Source organism: Paramagnetospirillum marisnigri (assembly GCF_001650715.1).
In the GTDB taxonomy this organism is placed as follows: Bacteria; Pseudomonadota; Alphaproteobacteria; order Rhodospirillales; family Magnetospirillaceae; genus Phaeospirillum; species Phaeospirillum marisnigri.
This window is the reverse complement of sequence record NZ_LWQT01000131.1, coordinates 117,796-138,799: the sequence shown is the minus strand read 5'-3', so window position 1 is coordinate 138,799 and position 21,004 is coordinate 117,796. Positions and strand designations below refer to the sequence as shown.

At 63.9% G+C, this 21,004-nt stretch carries 12 protein-coding genes; 5 read left to right on the top strand and 7 right to left on the bottom strand.

Features of this window, described 5'->3' with window-relative positions:
- Positions 1-21 precede the first annotated feature (21 nt).
- A complete protein-coding gene (locus A6A04_RS21250; protein WP_068496018.1) occupies positions 22-789 on the bottom strand; it encodes a substrate-binding periplasmic protein in 768 nt (255 codons plus the stop codon).
- 230 nt (positions 790-1,019) lie between these two features.
- On the opposite strand from A6A04_RS21250, the gene A6A04_RS21245 reads away from it, so the two are divergent.
- The 3 genes from A6A04_RS21245 to cysW are packed head-to-tail and all read left to right on the top strand — an operon-like array spanning position 1,020 to position 3,746.
- Positions 1,020-2,030, top strand: coding sequence for a sulfate ABC transporter substrate-binding protein (locus tag A6A04_RS21245; RefSeq protein WP_068496017.1), 1,011 nt, complete (start codon positions 1,020-1,022; stop codon positions 2,028-2,030).
- Position 2,031: 1 nt separating this feature from the next.
- Positions 2,032-2,862 (top strand): sulfate ABC transporter permease subunit CysT, encoded by an 831-nt coding sequence (gene cysT / locus A6A04_RS21240; RefSeq protein ID WP_068496016.1) that lies wholly within the window; start codon positions 2,032-2,034, stop codon positions 2,860-2,862.
- Between the two features lie 17 nt (positions 2,863-2,879).
- On the top strand, positions 2,880-3,746 hold the full coding sequence (cysW, locus tag A6A04_RS21235; protein WP_082915131.1) for a sulfate ABC transporter permease subunit CysW: 867 nt from the start codon (positions 2,880-2,882) through the stop codon (positions 3,744-3,746).
- Positions 3,747-3,753: 7 nt separating this feature from the next.
- Here cysW and A6A04_RS21230 read toward each other — a convergent pair whose 3' ends face one another.
- Together A6A04_RS21230 and A6A04_RS21225 are read right to left on the bottom strand one after the other, a co-directional pair.
- Entirely contained in the window at positions 3,754-6,402 is a 2,649-nt protein-coding gene (locus A6A04_RS21230; RefSeq protein WP_068496014.1) for an ATP-binding protein, read from the bottom strand.
- Positions 6,399-7,262 carry a phosphate/phosphite/phosphonate ABC transporter substrate-binding protein gene (locus A6A04_RS21225; RefSeq protein ID WP_068496013.1) on the bottom strand — a complete coding sequence of 288 codons (864 nt, stop codon included), beginning with the start codon at positions 7,260-7,262 and terminating at the stop codon, positions 6,399-6,401. The genes A6A04_RS21230 and A6A04_RS21225 overlap by 4 nt, the downstream gene beginning before the upstream one ends.
- A gap of 277 nt (positions 7,263-7,539) precedes the next feature.
- Between A6A04_RS21225 and A6A04_RS21220 the strand changes: the two genes are divergently transcribed.
- Positions 7,540-9,219 carry a sensor histidine kinase gene (locus tag A6A04_RS21220; protein ID WP_068496012.1) on the top strand — a complete coding sequence of 560 codons (1,680 nt, stop codon included), beginning with the start codon at positions 7,540-7,542 and terminating at the stop codon, positions 9,217-9,219.
- Between the two features lie 18 nt (positions 9,220-9,237).
- Here the strand turns inward: A6A04_RS21220 and A6A04_RS21215 are convergent, their stop codons facing one another.
- From A6A04_RS21215 to A6A04_RS21205, 3 genes are all read right to left on the bottom strand, one after another.
- Complete coding sequence (locus tag A6A04_RS21215) at positions 9,238-9,540, bottom strand: hypothetical protein (protein WP_068496011.1); 303 nt, start codon at positions 9,538-9,540, stop codon at positions 9,238-9,240.
- 64 nt (positions 9,541-9,604) lie between these two features.
- Positions 9,605-10,459, bottom strand: coding sequence for a serine/threonine-protein kinase (locus A6A04_RS21210; protein WP_068496010.1), 855 nt, complete (start codon positions 10,457-10,459; stop codon positions 9,605-9,607).
- Between the two features lie 68 nt (positions 10,460-10,527).
- Positions 10,528-20,178, bottom strand: a complete 9,651-nt coding sequence (locus A6A04_RS21205) for a tandem-95 repeat protein (protein ID WP_068496009.1) — start codon at positions 20,176-20,178, stop codon at positions 10,528-10,530.
- A gap of 231 nt (positions 20,179-20,409) precedes the next feature.
- On the opposite strand from A6A04_RS21205, the gene A6A04_RS22600 reads away from it, so the two are divergent.
- On the top strand, positions 20,410-20,553 hold the full coding sequence (locus A6A04_RS22600; RefSeq protein WP_156612732.1) for a hypothetical protein: 144 nt from the start codon (positions 20,410-20,412) through the stop codon (positions 20,551-20,553).
- A gap of 9 nt (positions 20,554-20,562) precedes the next feature.
- Here the strand turns inward: A6A04_RS22600 and A6A04_RS21200 are convergent, their stop codons facing one another.
- Entirely contained in the window at positions 20,563-20,973 is a 411-nt protein-coding gene (locus tag A6A04_RS21200; RefSeq protein WP_068496008.1) for a PAS domain-containing protein, read from the bottom strand.
- Between the last annotated feature and the right edge of the window lie 31 nt (positions 20,974-21,004).

Below are 21,004 nucleotides of genomic sequence, written 5' to 3'. Positions count from 1 at the left end.
TGCTCCGAGGTCGGCGGCATTCTATTTCAATCCGGTGGTGCTGGCTCCCAGGTCGCCGAACGCCGTTCGGGCGATGGCGTCGTAGCTGCCATCCGCCTTCATGGCCCGCAGGGTCTGGGCCAAGGGCTCCACCAGCGCCCCATGGCGCCGGTTGAGATAGATGAACATGGGCGTTCTGGCCAGGGGAGCATCGGTGCAGACCAACTTCAGACCCTGGCGCTGGGCCTGCCACATGGCCTGCCAGCGCTCGTGCAGGATCAGCTCGGTATGTCCAGACCGGAGCAGTGCCAGCAGTTGCGAGGAATCCTTGACGGTGCTGAGATCGCGCACCTTGGGCAGGTTATGCTCGAAAACCTGCCAGCCGATGATATGGGCGACCGCCCGGGGGCCTAGATCGCCCCAATTGGCGGGCAAGGACGTTCCCGGCAGGCCGCAGGCGACGAAGTCGTTGACGAACATCCGCTCGGGAATTGCCACAAGATTGGGAAATTCCTTTTCCATGCCCGCCACCCGTCCGGCCAACCCGTCGGTGACGCCGTCATCGGCCAGCTTGAAGGCGCGGGCCGAGGCAAGGTTGACATCCAATTCGGCTTTCAGGCCGCGACGCTGAAACAGGTCGCGGATCAGCATCTGGTGAAATCCGGTTCCGGCGGAATTGGTCCACGGCTCGACCATGCCCGTGGTCAGGCGGAAATCCGGCTCGGCCGCTATGGCCGGCGCGCCCAGGACCAGCTCCCCCAGGGCCAGGATGGATAGCACGAATCTCGTGAGTGGGAAGCCGATGCGCATGTCTCAATCCTTGACCTTAGGAGTATACCATAAGCATCGAGACGGCGAAACCGACCATCACGGAACGCAAGGGCCATCGGGGGATGGGGATAAGGCCCTCACCATCTCCGATGGCCCTGGTCGCCCGGCCTTCCTTTGGCGCCACAGATTCAACGTAATATTTTTGTATTTTTATTATATTCAACAACTGCTATTCGTCATTTAAACCAGTATCGAATTTGGAGACCGCCATGTTCCCTCGCTTCCGCTCCCTGGCCGCCCTGGCGGCAATGATGCTCGCCGCTCCCGGGGCCATGGCCCAGGACAAGGCCCCGGGCGATTTGCTCAACGTCTCCTACGACATCGCCCGCGAACTGTTCCAGCAGGTCAACCCCGCCTTCCAGGCCAGTTGGAGCAAGTCCGGCGGCGCGGCGGTGGAGATCAAGCAGAGCCACGCCGGGTCGTCGAAGCAGGCCCGCGCCATTCTGGAAGGCCTGCCCGCCGATGTGGTGACCTTCAACCAGGTGACCGACGTGCAGGCGCTGGCGGATCGCGGCTTCGTGCGCAAGGACTGGCAGGGCGCCTTTCCCCATGGGGCCTCGCCCTATTATTCACTGCCCGCCTTCGTGGTGCGCAAGGGCAACCCCAAGGGCATCAAGTCATGGGAAGACCTGGCCCGCCCGGACGTCAAGGTGGTGTTCCCCAATCCCAAGACCTCGGGCAACGGGCGGTACACCTATCTGGCCGCCTATGCCTTCGCGCTGGAGAAATTCAAGGGCGATCACACCCAGGCCAAGGACTTCATCAAGAAGCTGGTCGCCAATGTGCCGGTGTTCGATACCGGCGGCCGCGGCGCCACCACCACCTTCGTCGAGCGGGCCACCGGCGACGTGCTGGTGACCTTCGAGGCCGAGGTCAATGGCGTGCTGAAGGAATTCGGCACCGACAAGTTCGACACCGTGGTTCCCGCCGTCAGCGTCCTGGCGGAATTCCCGGTGGCGGTGGTGGACAAGGTGGCCACCAAGCGCGGCAGCCAGAAGCTTGCCACGGCCTATCTCACCTATCTCTATTCCGACGAGGCCCAGGAAATCCTGGCCAAGAATTATTACCGGGTGCGCTCGGACAAGGTTGCGCGTAAGTTCGCCGCCCAATTCCCGGATGTGCGTCTCTACACCATCGAATTGTTCGGTGGCTGGGACAATATCCAGAAGATCCACTTCGCCGAGGGCGGCACCTTCGACCAGGTGTTCGAGAAGCGCTGACATGCCCCTTTTCCGCCGCAGGCTTCTGCCCGGCTTTTCACTGACCATGGGGATGACGCTGGGCTATCTCGGCGTCATCGTCCTCTTGCCCATCGGGGCCATGCTGATCAAGGCGGCGGGAATGAGCCTGGACGGCTTCCTGGCCGCCACCACCGGGCCACGCGCCCTGGCCACCTATGGTGTCACCTTGTTGTCGGCCGCCGAGGCGGTGGCCTTCAACGGCTTCGCCGGGCTGCTGTTCGCCTGGGTACTGGCCCGCTATCAGTTCCCCGGCCGCAATCTGCTGGACGCCCTGATCGACCTGCCCTTCGCCATGCCCACCGCCGTGGCGGGCCTGGCCCTGGCCGCCGCCTTCGCCCCCAATGGCTGGATCGGCCAGTATCTCGACCCGCTGGGCATCAAGATCGTCCACGCCCAGCCCGGCATCGCCATCGCCATGGCCTTCACCAGCCTGCCCTTCGTGGTCCGCAGCGTCCAGCCGGTGATCGAGGAGTTGGAGGACGAGGTGGAGGAGGCCGCCCGCACCCTGGGCGCCAACGAGGCGCAAATCTTCCTGAAGGTGGTGCTGCCCACCCTGCTGCCCGCCCTGATCGCCGGCATGTCGCTGGCCTTCGCCCGCTGCCTGGGCGAGTTCGGCGCCATCATCTTCATCGCGGGCAACCGCCCGTTCGAGACCGAGATCACCGCCCTGCTGATCTTCATCCGGCTCGAGGAATATTCCTTCGGCGCCGCCACCGCCATCGCCACGGTGGTGCTGGCCGCCGCCTTCGTGGTGATGCTGGTGACCAATGGCGTCCAGGCCTGGCAACAGCGCTATCTGGCGAAAGTCTGAAGACCATGATTCCCGCCATGGCCGTCCATCATCGCGTCCATCGCCAGCATCGCGGCCTCGGCCAGATGGTGCTGATCGGCCTGGCTGGTGTGCTGGCCCTGGGCTTCCTGATGGTGCCGCTGGCGGTCATCTTCGCCCAGGCCTTCGCCAAGGGCTGGATGGCGTGGTGGCATGCCGTCAGCCATCCCGAAACCGTTAAATCCATCGGCCTCAGCCTGCTGGTGCTGGCGGTGGTGGTGCCCATCAACGCCGTCTACGGCCTGGCCGTGGCCTGGACCGTGACCAAGTTCCGCTTCCGGGGCAAGAAATGGCTGATCAGCCTGGTGGAAATGCCGTTCTCGGTCTCGCCCATCGTTGCCGGTGTCGCCGCCCTGATGGTCTATGGCAGTTCGGGCCTGCTGGGACCCTTTCTGGAAGACAATGACATCAAGGTGATGTTCGCCATTCCCGGCATCATCATCGCCACCTTGTTCGTCACCAGCCCCTTCATCGCCCGCGAACTGCTGCCGCTGATGCAGTTGCAGGGCAGCGACGACGAAGAGGCCGCCCTGACCCTGGGGGCGGGTGGATTGTCCATCTTCCTGCGCGTCACCCTGCCCAACGTCAAATGGGCGCTGTATTACGGCATCATCCTGTGCGCCGCCCGCTCGCTGGGCGAATTCGGCGCCGTCTCGGTGGTATCGGGGCAGGTGCGCGGCGAGACCATGACCCTGCCGCTGCAGATCGATCTGCTGTATCACGACTACGACAGTTCCGGGGCCTTTGCCGCCGCCTCGGTCCTGACCCTGCTGGCCCTGGTGACGCTGGTCCTCAAGCTGGTGGTGGAGCGCTTCTACGACCGCGAGGTAGAAAGCACCCAGGCGGAACGCGCCCCCGAAAACTGATCGCGCCTCACTTGGGGAAGCTGACCGAGAAGATGCTGCCGCCGCCCGGCGCGGGCTCGACCCAGATGCGCCCGCCGTGCCGGGTCATGATCTTGCGGCAGATGGACAGGCCGATCCCGGCGCCCTCATATTCATCCTGGCGGACCAGACGCTGGAAGATGCCGAAAATCCGGTCGCGATGTTCTGGCGGAATGCCGATACCGTTGTCGCGAACCCGAATCTCCCATTCCCGTCCCCGGTCCAGCCAATCCAGCACGATCACCGGCGGGCGGTCGGGCGCGCGATACTTCACCGCATTGCCGATCAGGTTCTGGAACAGACGGATCAGCTCCGTCGAGTGTCCGCGCAGGCTGGGCAGGCCATCGGCCAGACTCACTGCCGCTCCAGCCTCCTTCACCGCCACCTTGAGGTTGACCAGACTTTGCTCGACGATATCGGCCAGCGGCAGCAATTCGAACGGCTCCTCGCTGCGGCCGGTGCGGGAATAGTCCAGCAAGGCCACGATCAGGGCATCCATGCGCTTGGCGCCATTGATGGCGAAGCCGTAATACTCGGCCATCTCGTCGGTAATCGCGTCCCCCATGCCGCGGCGGATCAGGGTCAGATAGCTCGTCACCATGCGCAAGGGCTGGCGCAGATCGTGGGAGGCCACATAGGCGAACTGTTCCAGCTCGGCATTGATGTCCGCCAGTTTTTCCGCCTGCCGGGCCAGGCTGGCCTGGGCCGCTTCCGCCTCTTCCTTGGCCGCAAGGATGTCGCGCCGCGACAGGTCGCGATCCATCACCGCCCCGACCCAGCGGGCCAGCAGCCGCATGAACTCCACATCGCCATCATCGAAGCCCCGGGAGTAGGGATCGGGCGAACTGAAATTGATGGTTCCGAAACGGGTGCCCCGCACCGTCACCGGCGCGCCCACATAGGCCTCCAGCCCGAAGGCGGAGTAGCAGGGATGCCCACCATGCACCGACTGCCCCATATTGGGAATGGCGACCACGTCCAGCGCCTCCAGGGTGATGGCGCAATAGGTCTGCCCCAGGGGAAAGCTTTGCCCGTCGGCCAAGGTCACGCCATCGGGCGCCACATGATGCAAGACGGTATAGGTGTCGTCCTGCACGGCACTGATGATGCCCAGGGGCAATCCCAGGTGACAGGAACCCAGGGCCAGGGCCTGGGTCAACTGCTCCTCGGCACCGCCCGGCAGGGCCGCGATATCGCTCAGCGCCCGCAGGCTTTCATAGTGGCGCTGCACCAGCTGGGTTCGTGCCGCCAGTTCCGCCTCGCCGATCTTTCGACCTGAGATATCCTCCTTGATACCGACGAAATGCGCGATCTCGCCCATATCGTCCAGGATGGGGAAAATGGCGGCCTCTTCCCAGTACAGTTCTCCGTTCTTCCTGCGATTGAGCAGCTCTCCCTGCCAGACCCGACCATCGGAGATGGTCCGCCACAGCTCGGCATAGGTTGATTTTGGCGTCTCTCCCGACGACACGAGGCTGGGGGTATGGCCGATGACCTCGGATGCGGCAAAGCCGGTGACCTGGGTGAAGCGCTGGTTCACATGCTGGATGGTGCCCTTGGGATCCGTCACCACCACCGATACCGGCGACTGTTCGACAATGCGCGAGAACAGACGCAACTGCATGGCGGCATCAGACTGGCTGGTGATGTTGGTGCCGCTGCCGCGATAGCCGATGAAGCTGCCGCTTTCGTCGTAACGGGGGGCGCCGCTCAGGCTGATCCACTGTGCCGTCTTGCCCTGGCCGATCCACAGGCGGAAATCCCTGAAGCGGCGATGGGCGGTGATATTTTCCAGGAATGAGTGGATTGCCGTCAGGTCACGGGGGCGATCCGTCAAACCATCTCCCCACCCCACCCGGCCGATGAACTCACTCGCATCGGCCCGCACAACCATCGGGAACGACCCCGACAGCCAGGAAATGCGATGAATCCGGTCTGTTTCCCAATACCAGTCGCTGGACGCCTCGGAAAACGCCCGCAAGGTGGCCTCTTCCTCCGACAGTTTGCCGACCAGTTCCTGGATGCGCGTGGCCATGGCATTGAAGGCCAGACCGGTTTCAGCCAGTTCGTCGCGGCCGTCCACCGCCACCCTGGCATCAAGGTCGCCCGAAGCCAGCAAATTGCCCACCACCCGCAACCGCTCGAGCCCCGTCGTGAGATAGGTGCCGAGAATCCATGAGAACAGGCCCGTCAGGGCCATCCCCCCCAGGCCAATGGCCAACAGGCGCCCCCCGGCCTCCTTTACCGCCCGATTCAATTCCCTGGTATCGAGCCCGACATGAACCTGGCCAAAGCCGTGCCCTCCCACAAAGACCGGCAGCCGCTTCTCCACAACTTCCGCCGCCGAGACCGAGCCGCCTTCAGCCAGCAACCGCCCATTCTCGTCCAGCAGGCGCAGCAAGGTGACACCGCTGCTCCGGGCGGCTTCCCCGACCATGGCGGCCAAGGTCGCATAGTCCTGGGAGATCATGGCATCGGCGGCGGCGGCACCGATCAGCCTGGCGGCCATGTCGGCGCGCCTGTCCAGTTCGACACCGCCAGAACGCCACATCACCTCCACCGTGCTCCCCAGCAGCAGGGCCAGAAGCAGGGCCTGAAGCAGCGCGATCCCAAGGATGGTCTTGGTCCGGAAGCTCATTCCACCACCTGCCCCAGCCAATGGCGAAGCAGCGAGATGTCCAGACCGCGGACATCGTCCCAATCCGCGTCGCGGGCCGCCGCGATCCCCTTCATGGCGACGCCGTCCAGGACACGGCGCCCGGTCTCGTCCGCCGACAGCCCCTGCATGGCAGCAACCACCCGCGCCGCCAGAGGAGCCGGTATCCGGGGATGAACCGCCACGGGATGGGGGGTGTAGTCCCGGGTCATGCTCAGAACGCGCAATCCCGCTTTCTGGTCCCCGGGCAGCGCCTCAAGGGTGCGGGTGATGCCGCCACCCGCGGCATAATGGCCGGACAGCACGCCAAGATAGACCGAGTCGTGGGAACTGACATATTTGGGAGCGATGGCTATGCCGTGGCGGGCGAACTCCGCCTGGGTGAGGATGCTGGCCGCGAAGGCGGCAGGTGCCGGAAAGATCACCGGCTTGCCCCGCAGGTCCTCCAGCCTTTGGTACGGGCTGTCGCCTCGCACCACGATCAAGCCGGTCAGACGCCGCCCCACCTCATGCGCAACCCCCTCATAGCCCGGTTTTTGATGGAAGACCGTATAATGATAGGGATTCATATAGGCGAAGTCATAGGCACCCTCCGCCAAGGCCGCCTCGAAGGCCGGAATGTCCTTGGCCGTGCGGAAAACCAGCCTGACCCCGGCCCGACGGCCAACCTCGTCCAGGAATGGCAGCCACTGCTCGGCCAGACGCGTCGAGGCCGTTTGCGGCACCACGCCGAAGCTCAGGACCGGCTCATCCGCCCGCGAAGAGGCGACGAATGACAGCAGCACGGCCAGCCAGCTCAGACAGGCCAGCCCGACCCTCCGCCCCCCATATACCTTTGTCATTTCCAGCCGCCCCGAACCACCTTTAGGTTATGGCATCATATGTCATTCGTATGAACCGCCTATTGGATGAATGCAAACACATCTTGAATGAAAGCGTTTTCCGGGATGGATTATGACTCGTGGTGTTAACCACCCTGTCGCAGCGAACTCGCATTTTTGTTCCTGAGTTGACCTTTGTTTTGCCAGCAATCAATATGTTGGAAGATTTTGGAACACTTTGATGCACAGCAGAATCTCCACTGATAAGCGGAATGAATACTGGATTTGGCGCGCCAGGGTGGTTGCGGCCATTCTTGTGCTGTCCATCTGTTCCTTGTGGGCCTGGCAAAGCTGGCAAAACCGCGAACGGGAGCTGGCCAATGCAGAGATTCTGGTCGGTTCCCTGGCCCGCGCCTCGGAATCCCAGGTGGACGGGGCCATGCGGGCCGCGGAATTCCTGCTGGACGAAGCCGCCGCTCGCATCGATGTGATGTCGGGAATCGATCCCGCCGAGTATGAATGGTTTCGGGCACGCCTGAGCGGCATGCCGGAAATCAGCGCCATGGTGGTGGCCGATGCCAATGGCGACGTGATCGGCCCCACCATTTCGCGCGAACCCGCCCGCCTGCCACAGGGGCGGACCAACATCGCCGACCGTCACTATTTCGAGGAAGTGAAGGCCCAGTTTCCCCAGCGGAAGTTCCTTATCGGCAGGCCCCTGCCCAGCCGCTTCTCGGATCGGCTCAGCATACCGGTGGTCCGTGCCTTGACGGCCCTGGATGGCGGCTTCGCGGGAGTGATCGTCGCCGGTTACCAGCCTTCGGCGCTGCGTGACCGCATCTCTTCGGTGGTGATCGAGGACGAAGGGGGGGCCGCCGTATTCCGGCACGACGCCGTGATGATGGCCCGTGTCCCGGGCCACGACCAGTATATCGGCAAGGCGTTTCCCAATACCCCGATCTTTCAGGAATTATTGCCAAAGCAGCGATCGGGGGTCTCCCGCTTCGTCGCCCCCACGGATGGCAATGACAAGATCATCGCCTATCGTGCCCTCGAACGCTATCCGCTGGTGGTGACCGTTGGCATCACCAAGAATACGGTTCTGGCCAACTGGCGGCGCGACACCCTGTTCCAGGGGGTGGCGCTGGGCATCCTGTCCTCGGCCCTGATCGCCATCGCCCTGCTCTATGACCGGCGCGCCGCCGCCGCCCTGCTTCTGACCCGGCAACTGGCTGACAGCCACGCCACGCTGGAAGCCCAGGTCGAGGAGCGCACCGCCCATCTGGCGGCCGCCAATGCCGAGTTGGAACATTTCGCCTATGCCGCCTCCCACGACCTGCAGGAACCGCTACGCAATGTGACCAGCTTCCTGCAATTGCTGGCCCGGCGCTATCGGGGCCAATTGGATAGCGAGGCCGACGAGTTCATTGATTATGCCGTCCGTGGCGCCAAGCAAATGTCGACCCTGATTACGGATGTCCTGGCCTATTCCAGCGCCGGGCGGCTGGATACCCAGCCGGAAGTCCATGATTCAGAGCCCTTGGCGCGCGCGGCGATCGCCGCCTTGGATACAGCCATCCGGGACGCCGGGGCCACCATCCAGATTGGCGCCTTGCCCACCATCCTCGGCCATCCGGTGCTCGTCCAAAGCCTGTTCCAGAATCTGATCGCCAATGCGGTGAAGTACCGGCACCCGGACCGCCCCCCCATGGTTACCATCGAAGCCAAGATATCCCCCGACGCTCCCATGGTGGAATTCGCCATTTCCGACAATGGAATCGGGATCGAGGCGGACTATCTTGAACGGATTTTCGGCCTGTTCCAGCGGCTGCATCCCCGTGACCGTTTCGAGGGAACCGGCATCGGCCTGGCTTTGTGCCGGAAGATCGTCGAGCGTCACGGCGGCCGTATCTGGGCCGAATCGCAGCGGGGGCTGGGAACCACCGTGCGCTTCACCCTGCCGGCGCATCCCATCTGACCGGTCGAGCCCCCTGGATCAGGCCAGGGTATCCAATGCCTTGGACTCGGTCTCGGCGATCCGGGCAAAAGCCTTGGCCGCCGCGCCGTAACTGGTCTTGGCCAGAACCAAATTGACCATCTCGGTGCCCAGGTCCACCTCTCCCTCGGGTGGCAAGGGGACATAGCCCGCCCCGTTCAGTGGCCGCGACACCAATTGCCCCTGCTCGGCCTGATAGCCGGGGGTGGTGGCGTTGACGATATTGGTCGCGGCGGTATTGGCAACCCGGCTCTGGGCCTCAAGACCGGTCGCAAGGGTAGCGAGGGAAACCGAGGAAATCATCGGAGTTCGTCCATGGGCGCGACACCGTCATCATGCGCCCGCGAACTGGCGTGGTGCAAGACCGTCATGGCGGCAGGGCAAGGAGGCGGCGCAGCATGTCGCGCGCGCTGGGACGGCGTAGCGGGTCGCGCACCAGCGCCTCGCAGAGCAGATCGGCGAAACTGGGCGCCAGTCCGGGTACCGCCGCCAGCAACTCCCGATCCGGAAAGCGGCCGGTCAGCATGCGGATACCGATCACCCCGACCGAGAACACGTCCGAACGATCCGTGGCCAGGGTGGTATTGGCGTATTGCTCCGGACTCATATAGTCGCGGGTGCCAAACCAGATGGCGGTCTTGGAGCGGGGTTCGTCCGGCGCCTTGGCCATGCCGAAATCCGCCAGCTTGACCCGGCTGCCCGGCCCATCGACCAGCAACAGGTTGCGCGGCTTGACGTCCCTGTGAACCAGCCCCTGGCCATGCACTTCCACCAGGGCCGCCAGGACATCCAGCAGGACCTGCCGGGTGCGGCCTGGTCTGACGGCACGCGGCCGATCCTCGGGGCTCATCTCTCCGATCTGCCCGGGGTCGAAGACATCGATGCCGATCTCTCGGCGTAGCGTCCCCCCCATGCATTGCATCAACAGGCAGGGCCGCCCATCGGCCAAGGCGGTCAGCGCCATCACCGGCACGATGTTGGGGTGATCAAACCGGGCCATGATGCGGGCTTCCTGGATGAAACGACGCCGCCACTCCTCGACGGGAAACGGCGGCACCATGCCGTGCTCGTCGGGCTTGGGCGCGAAGATCTTCGCCGCGGCCCGCCGCCCCAGCGCCACATCCTCAACCAGCCAAATTTCCGAGAAGTCCGTCGAGGCCAGCCTGCGATGAAATTTCCAGCCCATCAGGCGGGGCACCGGCGGGACAATCAAGGCATCCATGCAATTTCCTCGGAAAAAGGGCCCGCCGCCTTTCGGCGAGCGGGCCCATGATCCTGACCTCGGGAAGGTTAGTACTTGATGGATTCGATGTTGGTGAACTCGATGGTCTGGTCGCCCTGGTCGGAGTGAACGGTAATGGTACCGGCCTTGTCCTGACCCAACTGCAACTCGCCCGCGGCTTGATGGTCGCCATCGGTTTCCACCGTCCAGCTGTTGCCACCGACGCTGATGGTCATGGTGGCACCATCGCTCATATTGGTGGACAGGTCGATGGTGTCGGTCCAGTTGCCACCGGCACCGCCGTTCACCGTGTCATGGCCGAGGCCGAAGTCGAACAGGAAGGTGTCGCCGCCATCCTGACCCATCAGCAGGTCGGCGCCTTCACCGGCCACGATGGTGTCCTCACCGCCACCGCCATGGATGGTGTTGCCACCATCGCCGGCCACCAGCAGATCATCGCCCGAGGACGACCAGATCACGTCATGGCCCGAGCCACCGGCCACGGTCAAGTCGCCGTAGTCGTAGCGGGTCGAGGTCATGTCGAGGATGACGTTGTCGCCGTCACCCAACTGGATGTGGTCGAAGCCGAAGATCTTCTGCTGGCCATCGGCACCTTCCAACGACATGTAGTCGTTGCCCTCGGTCCCCACCAGGGTCTCGCCCGCCTCGCCGCTATAGACCTCGTCGTGACGGTTGTAGCCGGTGATGGAGATGGTATCGCCAGAGCCGACATGCCCGCCATTGCCGACATCCGCCGCATACCAGCCGTTGCCCCAATTGCTGGCGTCGTCGGAAGCATAGGTGACGTCGCCGACCTGACCACCGCTGTGACCGCCACCGCTGTGACCGCCACCGCTGTGACCGCCACCGCTGTGGCCGCCATGGCCGTGTCCGCCGCCGCTGTGTCCGCCGCCGCTATGACCGCCGCCGCTGTGGCCGCCGCCGCTGTGGCCGCCGCGACCACGTCCACCATGGCTGCCGCCGCCACTGCCGTTCTCGCCATTGTTGTGGTCTCCGGAACCGCCAGGAGCATCCTGGTCGCCGTTGCCCCAACCGTTGTTGCCATGGCCGCCGCCGCTATGGCTGCCACCACCGCTACCGCCCACGGTCCAGGACCCATCGGGACCCCAGCTCTCGTCACGGCCACCGCCATTGCCCCAGCCGATGGGCTGTCCGTCATCGCCCGAGTCGGTGACGTTGATGGAAACCCGGGCGGTGTCGAAGCCGCCATGGCCATCGGACACGGTGTAGTCGAAGCTGGCGGCGCCGCTATAGCCCTCATCGGCGGTGAAGACGATGTTGCCATTGGCATCCAGCGAAACCGTGCCGTGATTGGCCAAGCCAACCGAAGTGATACTCAGGGCATCGCCATTGGCATCGGAGTCGTTGGCCAGCAGATCGGTGGCCGAGATGGTCAGACGGCCGCCCTCGGACACCTTGATGCTCTCATCGGCGGTGGTATCGCCCGCATTGACGCCCTCGCCGGTCACCGTCACGGTGGCGGTATTGCCGCCATGATCCTCGGCCGAGGTGACCGAAGTGGTCATCCCCGACAGATCCAGCGGCTCGTTGCTGACCACGGTCAGTTCCACCGGCTGGCCGGAGGTCACATTGACCGAGTAGCTGCCGTCCTGATTGGCACTCAGCACGCTGTCGCCCTGCATCAGGGTCGCACCCTCGGGGATATTGTCGAGGGTCACCACCGACAGGCTTTCCGAACCGTCGGTATCGTTCAAGGTCGCGGTGATGGTCAGCGGATACTGGTAGGTGTCGGGGGTACCGCCCTCGGTTTCGAACGCCGAGGCGTCGCCGATCACCTGGCCGTCGGAGAACTTGATGTTCTCGAAGTCCTTGACGTAGCCCTTGATGCCGTTGGTGTTGGCATCCCACTGCGCCTTGGTGACGCCGGTCAGCTCGATAGAGTCGGTACCCGAGCCGCCGGTGACCGTGGCCCACAAATTCTGGCCGGTGATGGTCAGGTGGTCGTCGCCCGAGCCCATATCGACCTTGGACGAGATATCGCCGCTAATCTGGACCGTGTCGTTGCCGGAACCGGCGTCGACCGACGCCCAGGCATCGTCGCCGACCTTCAGGTAGTCGTCGCCCGCGCCCAGCTCGACCTTGGAATTGATGTCGCCGTCCACCAGGACTCGATCATCGCCTTCACCCGCCACGATGGAGGCATTGGCATCGCCGCCGACATCCAGATCGTCGTCGCCCGAGCCCAGTTCAACCTTGGTATTGAGCGAACCGCCCATCTTCACGTCATCGGAGCCGGACCCGGTGGAGATGGAGGCGTTGGCATCGCCACCGATCTCGAGCCGGTTATCGCCGTTACCCAGATCGATCCTGGCGTTCAGGTCATCCCCCACCCGCACGGTATCATTGCCGGAACCGGCGGAGACCGAGGCGTTGACATCATCAACGACATCCAGGGCATTGTTGCCGTTGCCCAGATCGAGCTTGGCATTGACGTTGCGGCCGATGGTGACCTGATCATCACCGTTGCCGGTGCTGATGCTGGAATTGTTGTCACGGCCGACGCTGACAAGGTCGGTGGTGTTGCCATTGAAATTGAGGGCCGAGTTGAGATCACTGCCATAGGTCGTGGTCGCGGCGGCCGTGGTCGGATCGCCCATGGCATCCAGCCCATCCCAGCCAGTCGCTTCCGCGGGAGTGCCCTCGATGACGTTCACAGTGCCGATATCGACGGACAGGGCCGCGCCCTGCGCCACGGTATCGATGGCGGAGTCATCGGTGGCCACCGGTCCGATATCGCTATTGGTCACCCGCACCGACACTTCGGCCGGGGTCGAGGTGGCGCCATGGTTGTCCACGGCCACGACGGAGAAGGTGTCCACCACGCTCTGCCCAGCGCCCAGCGAGGTTCCCTCGGCGGGCGTGAAGACGTATTCGCCGGTGGCGCTGTCGATGGTCACGGTGCCGTGGGCGGTGGTCAGGCTGTCCACCTGATGACCGGCCGCGTCGACCAGATGATAGCTGACAGCGTCGCCGACATTGGCGTCGGTGGCGTCCACGTCGCCTTCGGCGCTGCCGTCACCCGTATAGGTGTCGATGCTCACCGAGGTGGTGGTGTTGGCCAGATCGATCACCGGCGCCGCATTGGGCGAGGCCACGGTGACGCTGACGGTCTCGACGGTGCTGCCGCCATGACCGTCATCGATCACCACCTTGAAGCTGTCGGTGCCGACGAAGTTGGTGGACGGGGTATAGGTGAAGCTGCCATCGGGCTGCAGCACGACACTGCCATGCTGCGGACCGTCATTACCGGTGGCCAGGCTGAAGTTGAGCTGGTCACCATCGGTGTCGGTGGCTTCCACCTCGCCGCTGACCGTGACGTTCTTGTTGGTGGTCACGCTCTCGGCCGCACCGGCATCGGGGCCGTCATTGCCGAGATCCAGGGTCACCTCGGCACTGGCCGAGGAACTGGCGATGGAGCTGCCGTCCGCCGCGGTGGCGGTGACATCGACGCTCAGTTCGCCGCTGAACCCGGCGGGCGTGGTGACGGTCAGACCCGCCAGATCGGTGGGATCAAGCGCGTAGCTGCCATCGGCGCCCGGGGTCAGGACCACGCCGTCCTGCATCAGCACCGCACCTTCCGGCAGGCCGCTGATGGTGACGGTGTGGCCTTCCGAGCCGTCCATGTCGGGGAAGTTGGCCGACACGGTCAGCGGATGGGTCGAGGTCGGTTCGGCCTCGTTCCAGCTCACCGACATGTTGAGATCGTTGTAGTCGCGGTCGCCGCCGCCGTTCAGGTCTTCCCAGTTCTGGTTGCCACCATCCTTGCTGGTGTCTTCCATATGGGTCAGGCGATCGGAATTCAGCGCCGGATTGTCGAACAGAACCTTGGTGCCGGTGCCCGACAAGGCACGTCCGTTGCCGTCCAAAACCTGCCAATTACCCGAGGCATCCTTGGAGAAGCTAATGTCGGAACCGTCACGGATCGAGCCGTTCTGGTCGCCATTGGGGATGATGAAGAAGCCCACCTGGTCGGGATCGACGCCTTCGATGGTCACCGACTGGCCGTTGGTGTCATGGACATCCTTCCAGATGACCTCGCCGCTGACCGGGTTGCCATTATCGTCCATGACGTAATAGCCGTAGGTATTGTGATACCCGGCCTCGCCGTCATGGTTGGTGACGGTGAAGCTGCCGCCCGGCTCGACGGTGCCGTCGCCGATGGCGACGGAAACACTGGCCTGATCGGCCACCGCATCCACATGCACGTCGACGCTCTGGGTGACGCTGCCGCCGTTGCCGTCCGAAACGGTGACGCTGAAGCTGTCATCGCCCGACCAGTTGGCATTGGGAGTGAAGGTGTACTCGCCCGTGCTGGTGTTCAGGCTGACAGTGCCGTGGTCGGTGGTCAGAAGCTCGTTGCCCTGTCCATCCGAGACGCCACCATCCACATGGAAGCCCAGGGTATCGCCGACATCGATATCGGCGCCGACCACCTGGCCGGTCACCGCGTTGTCCTCGGTGCCGGTTCCGCCCTCAAGGGTTACCGTCGGATCATTGTTATGACTTTCCACGGTGACGCTGACCGAGGTCGAGGCCGACGCTTGGTTGCTGGATTCGGTCGAAGTCGCGGTGGCGCCCAGGGTGAAGCCTTCGCTATCGGCAGGCACCCGCAGGGTCAGTCCGTCGAGTTGACCGCCAGGCAGCGACCAGGTGCCATCGCCGGCATCCGTCCCGACCACATTGCCAAGAGCGTCCATGATGATCGCGCCCTCGGGCAGGCCGTTCAGGCTGACCGCCAGGCTCTCAGAGCCATCGGCATCGGTCAGACTGGCCGTAACATTCAGCGGATAGTCGACGACCCGGTCGCCGGGCTCGGCTTCCTGGAAGCTGATGGAGTTGATCATGTAGTCGTTGTCGCCGCCGCTGGGCGCCGAGAAAACGATCTGATCGAAGCTGCCGCCATTGGTGGGGCTGACGCTGATGGTCGGATCGACCCTGTCGGTGATGCCGCTCACCGTCCCCTCGCCCACCTTCACGCCGTCCTTGTACAGGTCGTAATGGGCCTGCTCGTTGCTCGCCAGCCAACCGAACGAGACATCGGCAGACGAGACATCGTTGTCGAATTCGACCACGATCTTCTCGGAACTGCCGCGCGACTGGCCCAGTTCAGCGGAATCGCCCGAGGCGCCACCAGCGACACCGAAGCCATATTGGTTGCTCGAAAGGTTTCCGGCCGAACCGTCCAGTTTGAGCGCCGACACCGAGAATCCGCTATCCCCGGCCAGCATGTTGGCGGAGGTGATGGTCACTTCCGTCGTCTCGCCCGGCAGAGTCACCGACGAACCGGTCCCCAGTTCCAGGCTGAGTTCGGGGGCGTCGGCCACCGCGTCCACATTCAGGTTGACCGCCTGGGTAACGCTGCCGCCATGGCCGTCCGAGACGGTGACGCTGAAGCTGTCATTGCCAGACCAATTGGCATCGGGGGTGAAAGTGTACTCACCCGTGCTGGTGTTCAGGCTGACGGTGCCATGGTCCGTGGTCAGCACCTCGTTGCCCTGGCCATCGGCCACACCGCCGGAAACGTGATAGGCCATGGTATCGCCGGTATCGATGTCGTGGCCGGAGACCGTACCGGTCACCACACGATCCTCGGTCCCAGAGCCGCCCGCCAGAGTCACGGTCGGGCCGTCATTGCTGCCGGTGATGGTGACGCCCACGGTGGAGGCCGCGCTGGACACGCCGTGATTATCGGTGGCCACAACCTTGAAGCTGTCGGTGACGGAAGCGCCCACGCCCATATGCTGGGCATCGGCATTGGGGGTGAAGGTGTATTCGCCAGTGGTGGCGTTCAGGCTGACCGTGCCGTGCTCGGTGGTCAGGCTGGAAACCTTGTTGCCCGCCGCGTCCACCAGCGAATAGGTGACGGTGTCGCCCGGATCGCTATCGGCCGCCGTGATGGTCGCGCTCTTGGTGTGATCCTCGTCGGTGGTCGAAGACGGCGCATTGGTGATGGTCGGCGCGTTCTCCAGGTTGACCTCGCGGCCATCCACCACGACCTTGACGCCTTCCCAATTCTTGGCATCGACGCCAAGGGTGTTGAAGTGGAAGCTCTGGCCCTGATTGGCCGGATTGGCGACAAAGGCCTCGAACTGCTGCAACTCGGCATGGACCGCCGGGGTATACTGGGCCGCGGTCAACTGCACCTTGAAGGTGTCGGTGCCCGAACCGCCGTCATAGACGTCGCTTCCGCCCTGACCGGCCACGAACACGCCGGTATCATTTCCGGCGCCGCCGTCGATCACGTCGTTGCCCCAACCGCCGTTGAGGGTATCGGCACCCTCGCCGCCGCGCAGGGTGTCGTTGCCCGACGCGCCGTACAGGTAGTCGTTGCCGCTGCCGCCATCGATGACGTCGTTGCCCTGGCTGGCCATCAGCACGTCGTTGCCCGAACCGCCATCGATGGCGGTGTCGCCCACCGCGTAGCGGTTGGAGGTCAGATCGACCACGTCGTTGCCGTCACCGGCATTGATGCTTTCGATGCCGTCGATGCGGGCGCCGCCGGTCGGCGAGGCGCTGTAGCCGTCATCCAGGAACAGGGCGTCATTGCCCGATCCCATGACGATGGTGTCGGTACCGGCGCCGCCGCGGAACACGTCCTGGCTCTGATTGTCGCCCGCGATGGCGAAGGTCTCGTTAGTGCCGCCATGCTGCATGTCGCCGACATTCTTGGCGACGAAGCCGCCGCTCCAGGACCCATCGGCCGAGAAGTTCAGCACGTCGTTGCCCGCGCCGCCGTCCAGCAGGTCGGAGCCCGCGCCACCCGACAGGGTGTCGTTGCCCGCCGCCGTGCCGGTGAAGGTCACGTCGAAGCTGGTGGTGGTGGTCGCGGTGTCGCCGTTGGAGGCTTCCACCGAACCCGCGCTCACCGTCAGGTGCAGATTGCTGCCCTCGGTGCTGGTCACGGTCAGACCGCTCAGCTGGTCGGAGGACAAAGTCCAGCTGCCATCGGCATTCTGGGTTCCGGCCGACAGGGTCGCCCCGGCGGGCAAGCCGCTGATGGTGACACTGCTCAGGCTTTCCGAGCCATCGGTATCGGTCAAACGGTCGGAGATGTTGAGCGGAACCGTGACAGTCCCGGTGCCATCGCCATAGATGACGTCGTTGCCCGCGCCACCATTGATCACGTCATTGCCGGAACCGCCGGAAATGGTATCGGCATTGGCGGTGCCGCTCAGCGTCTGGGCCTGGCCCGCGCCGAGATCAACACTGATGTTCGACGCCGACAGGATGGGCGCATCGGCATCCGCCGCCAGATCGAAACTGGCGCTGGCCGATGTGGAACCGCCCTGGCCGTCGGACACGGTGTAGCTGAGGTCGATGCCGCCGCTGTAATTGGCCTCGGGGGTGAAGGTGAAGGTGCCGTCGCCATTGTCGGTGATGGTGCCGTGGCTGGCGCTCAGGCCGCTCACCGACAGGGTATCACCGTCCACGTCGCTGGCATTGCCCAGCAGGTCGCGGGCATTGATGGTCACCGAGCGATCCTCGGTGCCCGCGCCCAGGCTGACGTCACCGGACACCGTCGGGCCGTCATTGACCGCGTTGACGTCCAGCGTCGCCGAACCCGCAACCGTGCCGCCCTGGCCGTCCGAGACCGTATAGGTCACCTCGACCGAGCCGTTGAAATTGGCGTCGGGGGTGAAGGTGAAGGTGCCGTCGGCGTTCTCGGTCAGCTGGCCATTGGCCACCGACAGATTGCTCACCGACAGCGTGTCGCCGTCGATATCCGACGCATTGGCCAGCAGCTGGTCACGGGTGAAGGTGATCGAGCCGTCCTCGGCCATGTCGCCCAGGTCGACGCCCGCATTGGTCGGGCCGTCATTGACCGACGCCAGATCGATGCTGGTTTCACCGGTAGCGGTACCGCCGTTACCATCGGACACCGTGTAGCTGAACTCAACCGCGCCGTTGTAGTTGGCATCGGGGGTAAAGGTGAAGGTGCCGTCACCATTGTCCACAACAGTACCGTGGGTGGCGCTGAGACTGCTCACCGACAGGGTATCGCCATCAAGATCGGTAGCGCCCTGCAACAGGTCGCTGGCACGGATGATGACGGAGGTATCCTCGGCCCCGCCGGCCAGGGTCACGGCCTCGATTTCCGGCCCATCATTGGCGCCGTCGATGGTGACGTCGAACGAGGCGGTGGTGACACCGCCCTCGCCATCGCTGACCTGGATATCGAACAGATCGGTGATGCTTTCCCCGGCGGCCAGGGCGCGGGTGTCGTCATTGGCGGTGAAGGTATAGCGGCCGGTATCGGCATCGATGGTGATGGTGCCGTGCTCGTTGGTGATGCTGTCCACCAATTGGCCGGTGGCATCCACCAGATGATAGGTCAGGGCCTCGCTGTCGGGATCCACCGCGCTGATAGTGCCGGTGATGGTGGAGGCCTGGTCCACGCTGGCGAGCTGGTCAGCCACTTCCGGCGGAGCATTGACCTCGATGGAAATGGTCCGCGAGGTGATGGCGGTGGCGTGCTCGGCCAGTTGGGCACCATGATCGACGGCGGTGGCTTCCACCACCAGATCGATCTTGCCCCAGAAATCTTCCGGCGGCTTGATGGACAGGTTGGGCGAATTGGCCTGGTCGGCGCTCAGGGAGAAGCTGCCATCGGCGTTCTGGGCGATAACCTCGTCACCGATGGTGAGCGTGGTGCCCATGGGGGCGCCGTTCAGGCTGACCCCGGTCACATCCTCGTTATAGTGGGCGTCGACCACATTGAGGTCGAGACCGAACTGGCCGCCTTCCTGGATGAACACCGAGTCCACCGAGGTGATGGTGGCGCCATCGGCCATGCCTTCGATATTGACCGAGAAGGTCTTCGACACCGAATGACCGTTACCGTCATCGACGGTGACGGTGAAGGAATCGGTGCCGTTCCAGTCGCCTTCCAGATTGTAGATGTATTCGCCGCTGGCGTTCTGGGTGATGCTGCCATGGGCGGGATTGGTGATGGCGAAAGTCAGGGTGTCGCCATCGGCATCCGAGGCCGACACGCCGAAACGGAAGCTGCGAGGGGTATCTTCCAGCGAGTAGAGAGAAGCCCCGGTCAGTTCCGGGCTGACATTCTCGGCCTCGCCGGTATCGATGGTGATTTCCGGCGCGTCAGGGGCGGTGTTGATGGTCTCCTGCTGCTCGGCTTCCTCGACGACCGGGGCTTCCTCGACCACGGCCTGCTGGATGCCGCCGGTCACCACGCCATCGGGAGCATCGACTTCGGTCGGGCGCCCCTCGGGCAGTTCCTGCGGCTTGAAGGTCTCGTCCGGGCGGGCCAGATCGTCGAAAGCGCGCACGTTCAGCGGCTTGGCCGACTGCGCCTCGATTTCGACCACCGGAGTTTCCTCGACGGTGTCCACCGGCGTGGATTCCAACTCGACCGGCTTGGTGGTCCCGCCCTGGGTGCTTTCGATGGCGACGTCAAGCGCGACACTGACGCCGCCGGTGATGGCACCGACATCCTGGACCTGCGGGGCGCTGCGCGAGCCCTGCTGGACATTGGCCAGATTGCCGAGCGAGGTGTCGCTGACATCCACCGGCCGGGCCACATTAAGGCGCGTATCGCCGAGCGTCTGGTTCTCGACGTTCTGCAATACCGTCAGATCGTCCAACGCCTGTTGGGCATTTTCGCCGCTACCGGAGTTTTCGGTATTGGGCGAATTGGTGTCGTTCTGGTCGGCCATCGCGCAGCTCCTTGAGCAAAAAAAATCCCGGCCTCAATGAGGTCCGGGGTTCACTGGACTACTCTGAACCGACTCGGGGACGATGTGCAAAGGAAAAATCACAGCCCTGACCTTAGGTATGACCATTGCGCCGGAAGCATGGGACCCCTGCCGGAAAGGATGTGGCTTTTTCCGAACAGGCCGCAATATGTTGATTGTGCACCGCAGCATAAACAGACTGGAGTAGCCGCCGTGCTTGAAGAATGGATCCGAAACATCCCCATGTCCCTGGTGGAGCGCATCGTCGCCGATACCAGGGTCAGGGGGTCGCGCATCTGGGGCCTGGCCACCACCGAACTGCAGCGCCGCCGCGGGCTGCTGTTCCAGGCGGCCTGAGCCCGAGCCCTACATCTCGATGACGTCCAGCAGGAACTCCATCGGGTAGAACATGCCGACCAACCCGGCCAGATGGCCGGCAGTGTCGTTATAGACCGCCTTGAAGAAGACGCCGCGCCGCACGATACCGTCGCCATAGCGAACCGACGAGGCGTAGCGTTGGGTGCCGCCTTCGGCCATCAGCTTCATGTCGGCATCGTGATAGACCTGGGCTAGGTCCGATGGCGCCACTTCGAACACCGTGCGTCCCAGGATGTTTTCACGTTCGACCCCCAACATGGCGCAGAACTGCTGATTGCAGCCGAGATAGCGCCCATCCTTGTCCTTGAAGAAGATCGGATGGGGAATGACGTCCATCATGGAACTCACCAGATCGGTGTTCTGGATGATTTCCCAGTCGGTAATCGCGGAACCGGCCATCGCTGCCCATCCGAAATTTCAATGCCAAGCG

Bases quoted from the DNA above. Each gene is read 5' to 3' on its own strand.
- A6A04_RS21250 (WP_068496018.1), bottom strand. From the start codon at position 789: ATGCGCATCGGCTTCCCACTCACGAGATTCGTGCTATCCATCCTGGCC.
- A6A04_RS21245 (WP_068496017.1), top strand. From the start codon at position 1,020: ATGTTCCCTCGCTTCCGCTCCCTGGCCGCCCTGGCGGCAATGATGCTC.
- cysT (WP_068496016.1), top strand. From the start codon at position 2,032: ATGCCCCTTTTCCGCCGCAGGCTTCTGCCCGGCTTTTCACTGACCATG.
- cysW (WP_082915131.1), top strand. From the start codon at position 2,880: ATGGCCGTCCATCATCGCGTCCATCGCCAGCATCGCGGCCTCGGCCAG.
- A6A04_RS21230 (WP_068496014.1), bottom strand. From the start codon at position 6,402: ATGAGCTTCCGGACCAAGACCATCCTTGGGATCGCGCTGCTTCAGGCC.
- A6A04_RS21225 (WP_068496013.1), bottom strand. From the start codon at position 7,262: ATGACAAAGGTATATGGGGGGCGGAGGGTCGGGCTGGCCTGTCTGAGC.
- A6A04_RS21215 (WP_068496011.1), bottom strand. From the start codon at position 9,540: ATGATTTCCTCGGTTTCCCTCGCTACCCTTGCGACCGGTCTTGAGGCC.
- A6A04_RS21210 (WP_068496010.1), bottom strand. From the start codon at position 10,459: ATGGATGCCTTGATTGTCCCGCCGGTGCCCCGCCTGATGGGCTGGAAA.
- A6A04_RS21205 (WP_068496009.1), bottom strand. From the start codon at position 20,178: ATGGCCGACCAGAACGACACCAATTCGCCCAATACCGAAAACTCCGGT.
- A6A04_RS21200 (WP_068496008.1), bottom strand. From the start codon at position 20,973: ATGGCCGGTTCCGCGATTACCGACTGGGAAATCATCCAGAACACCGAT.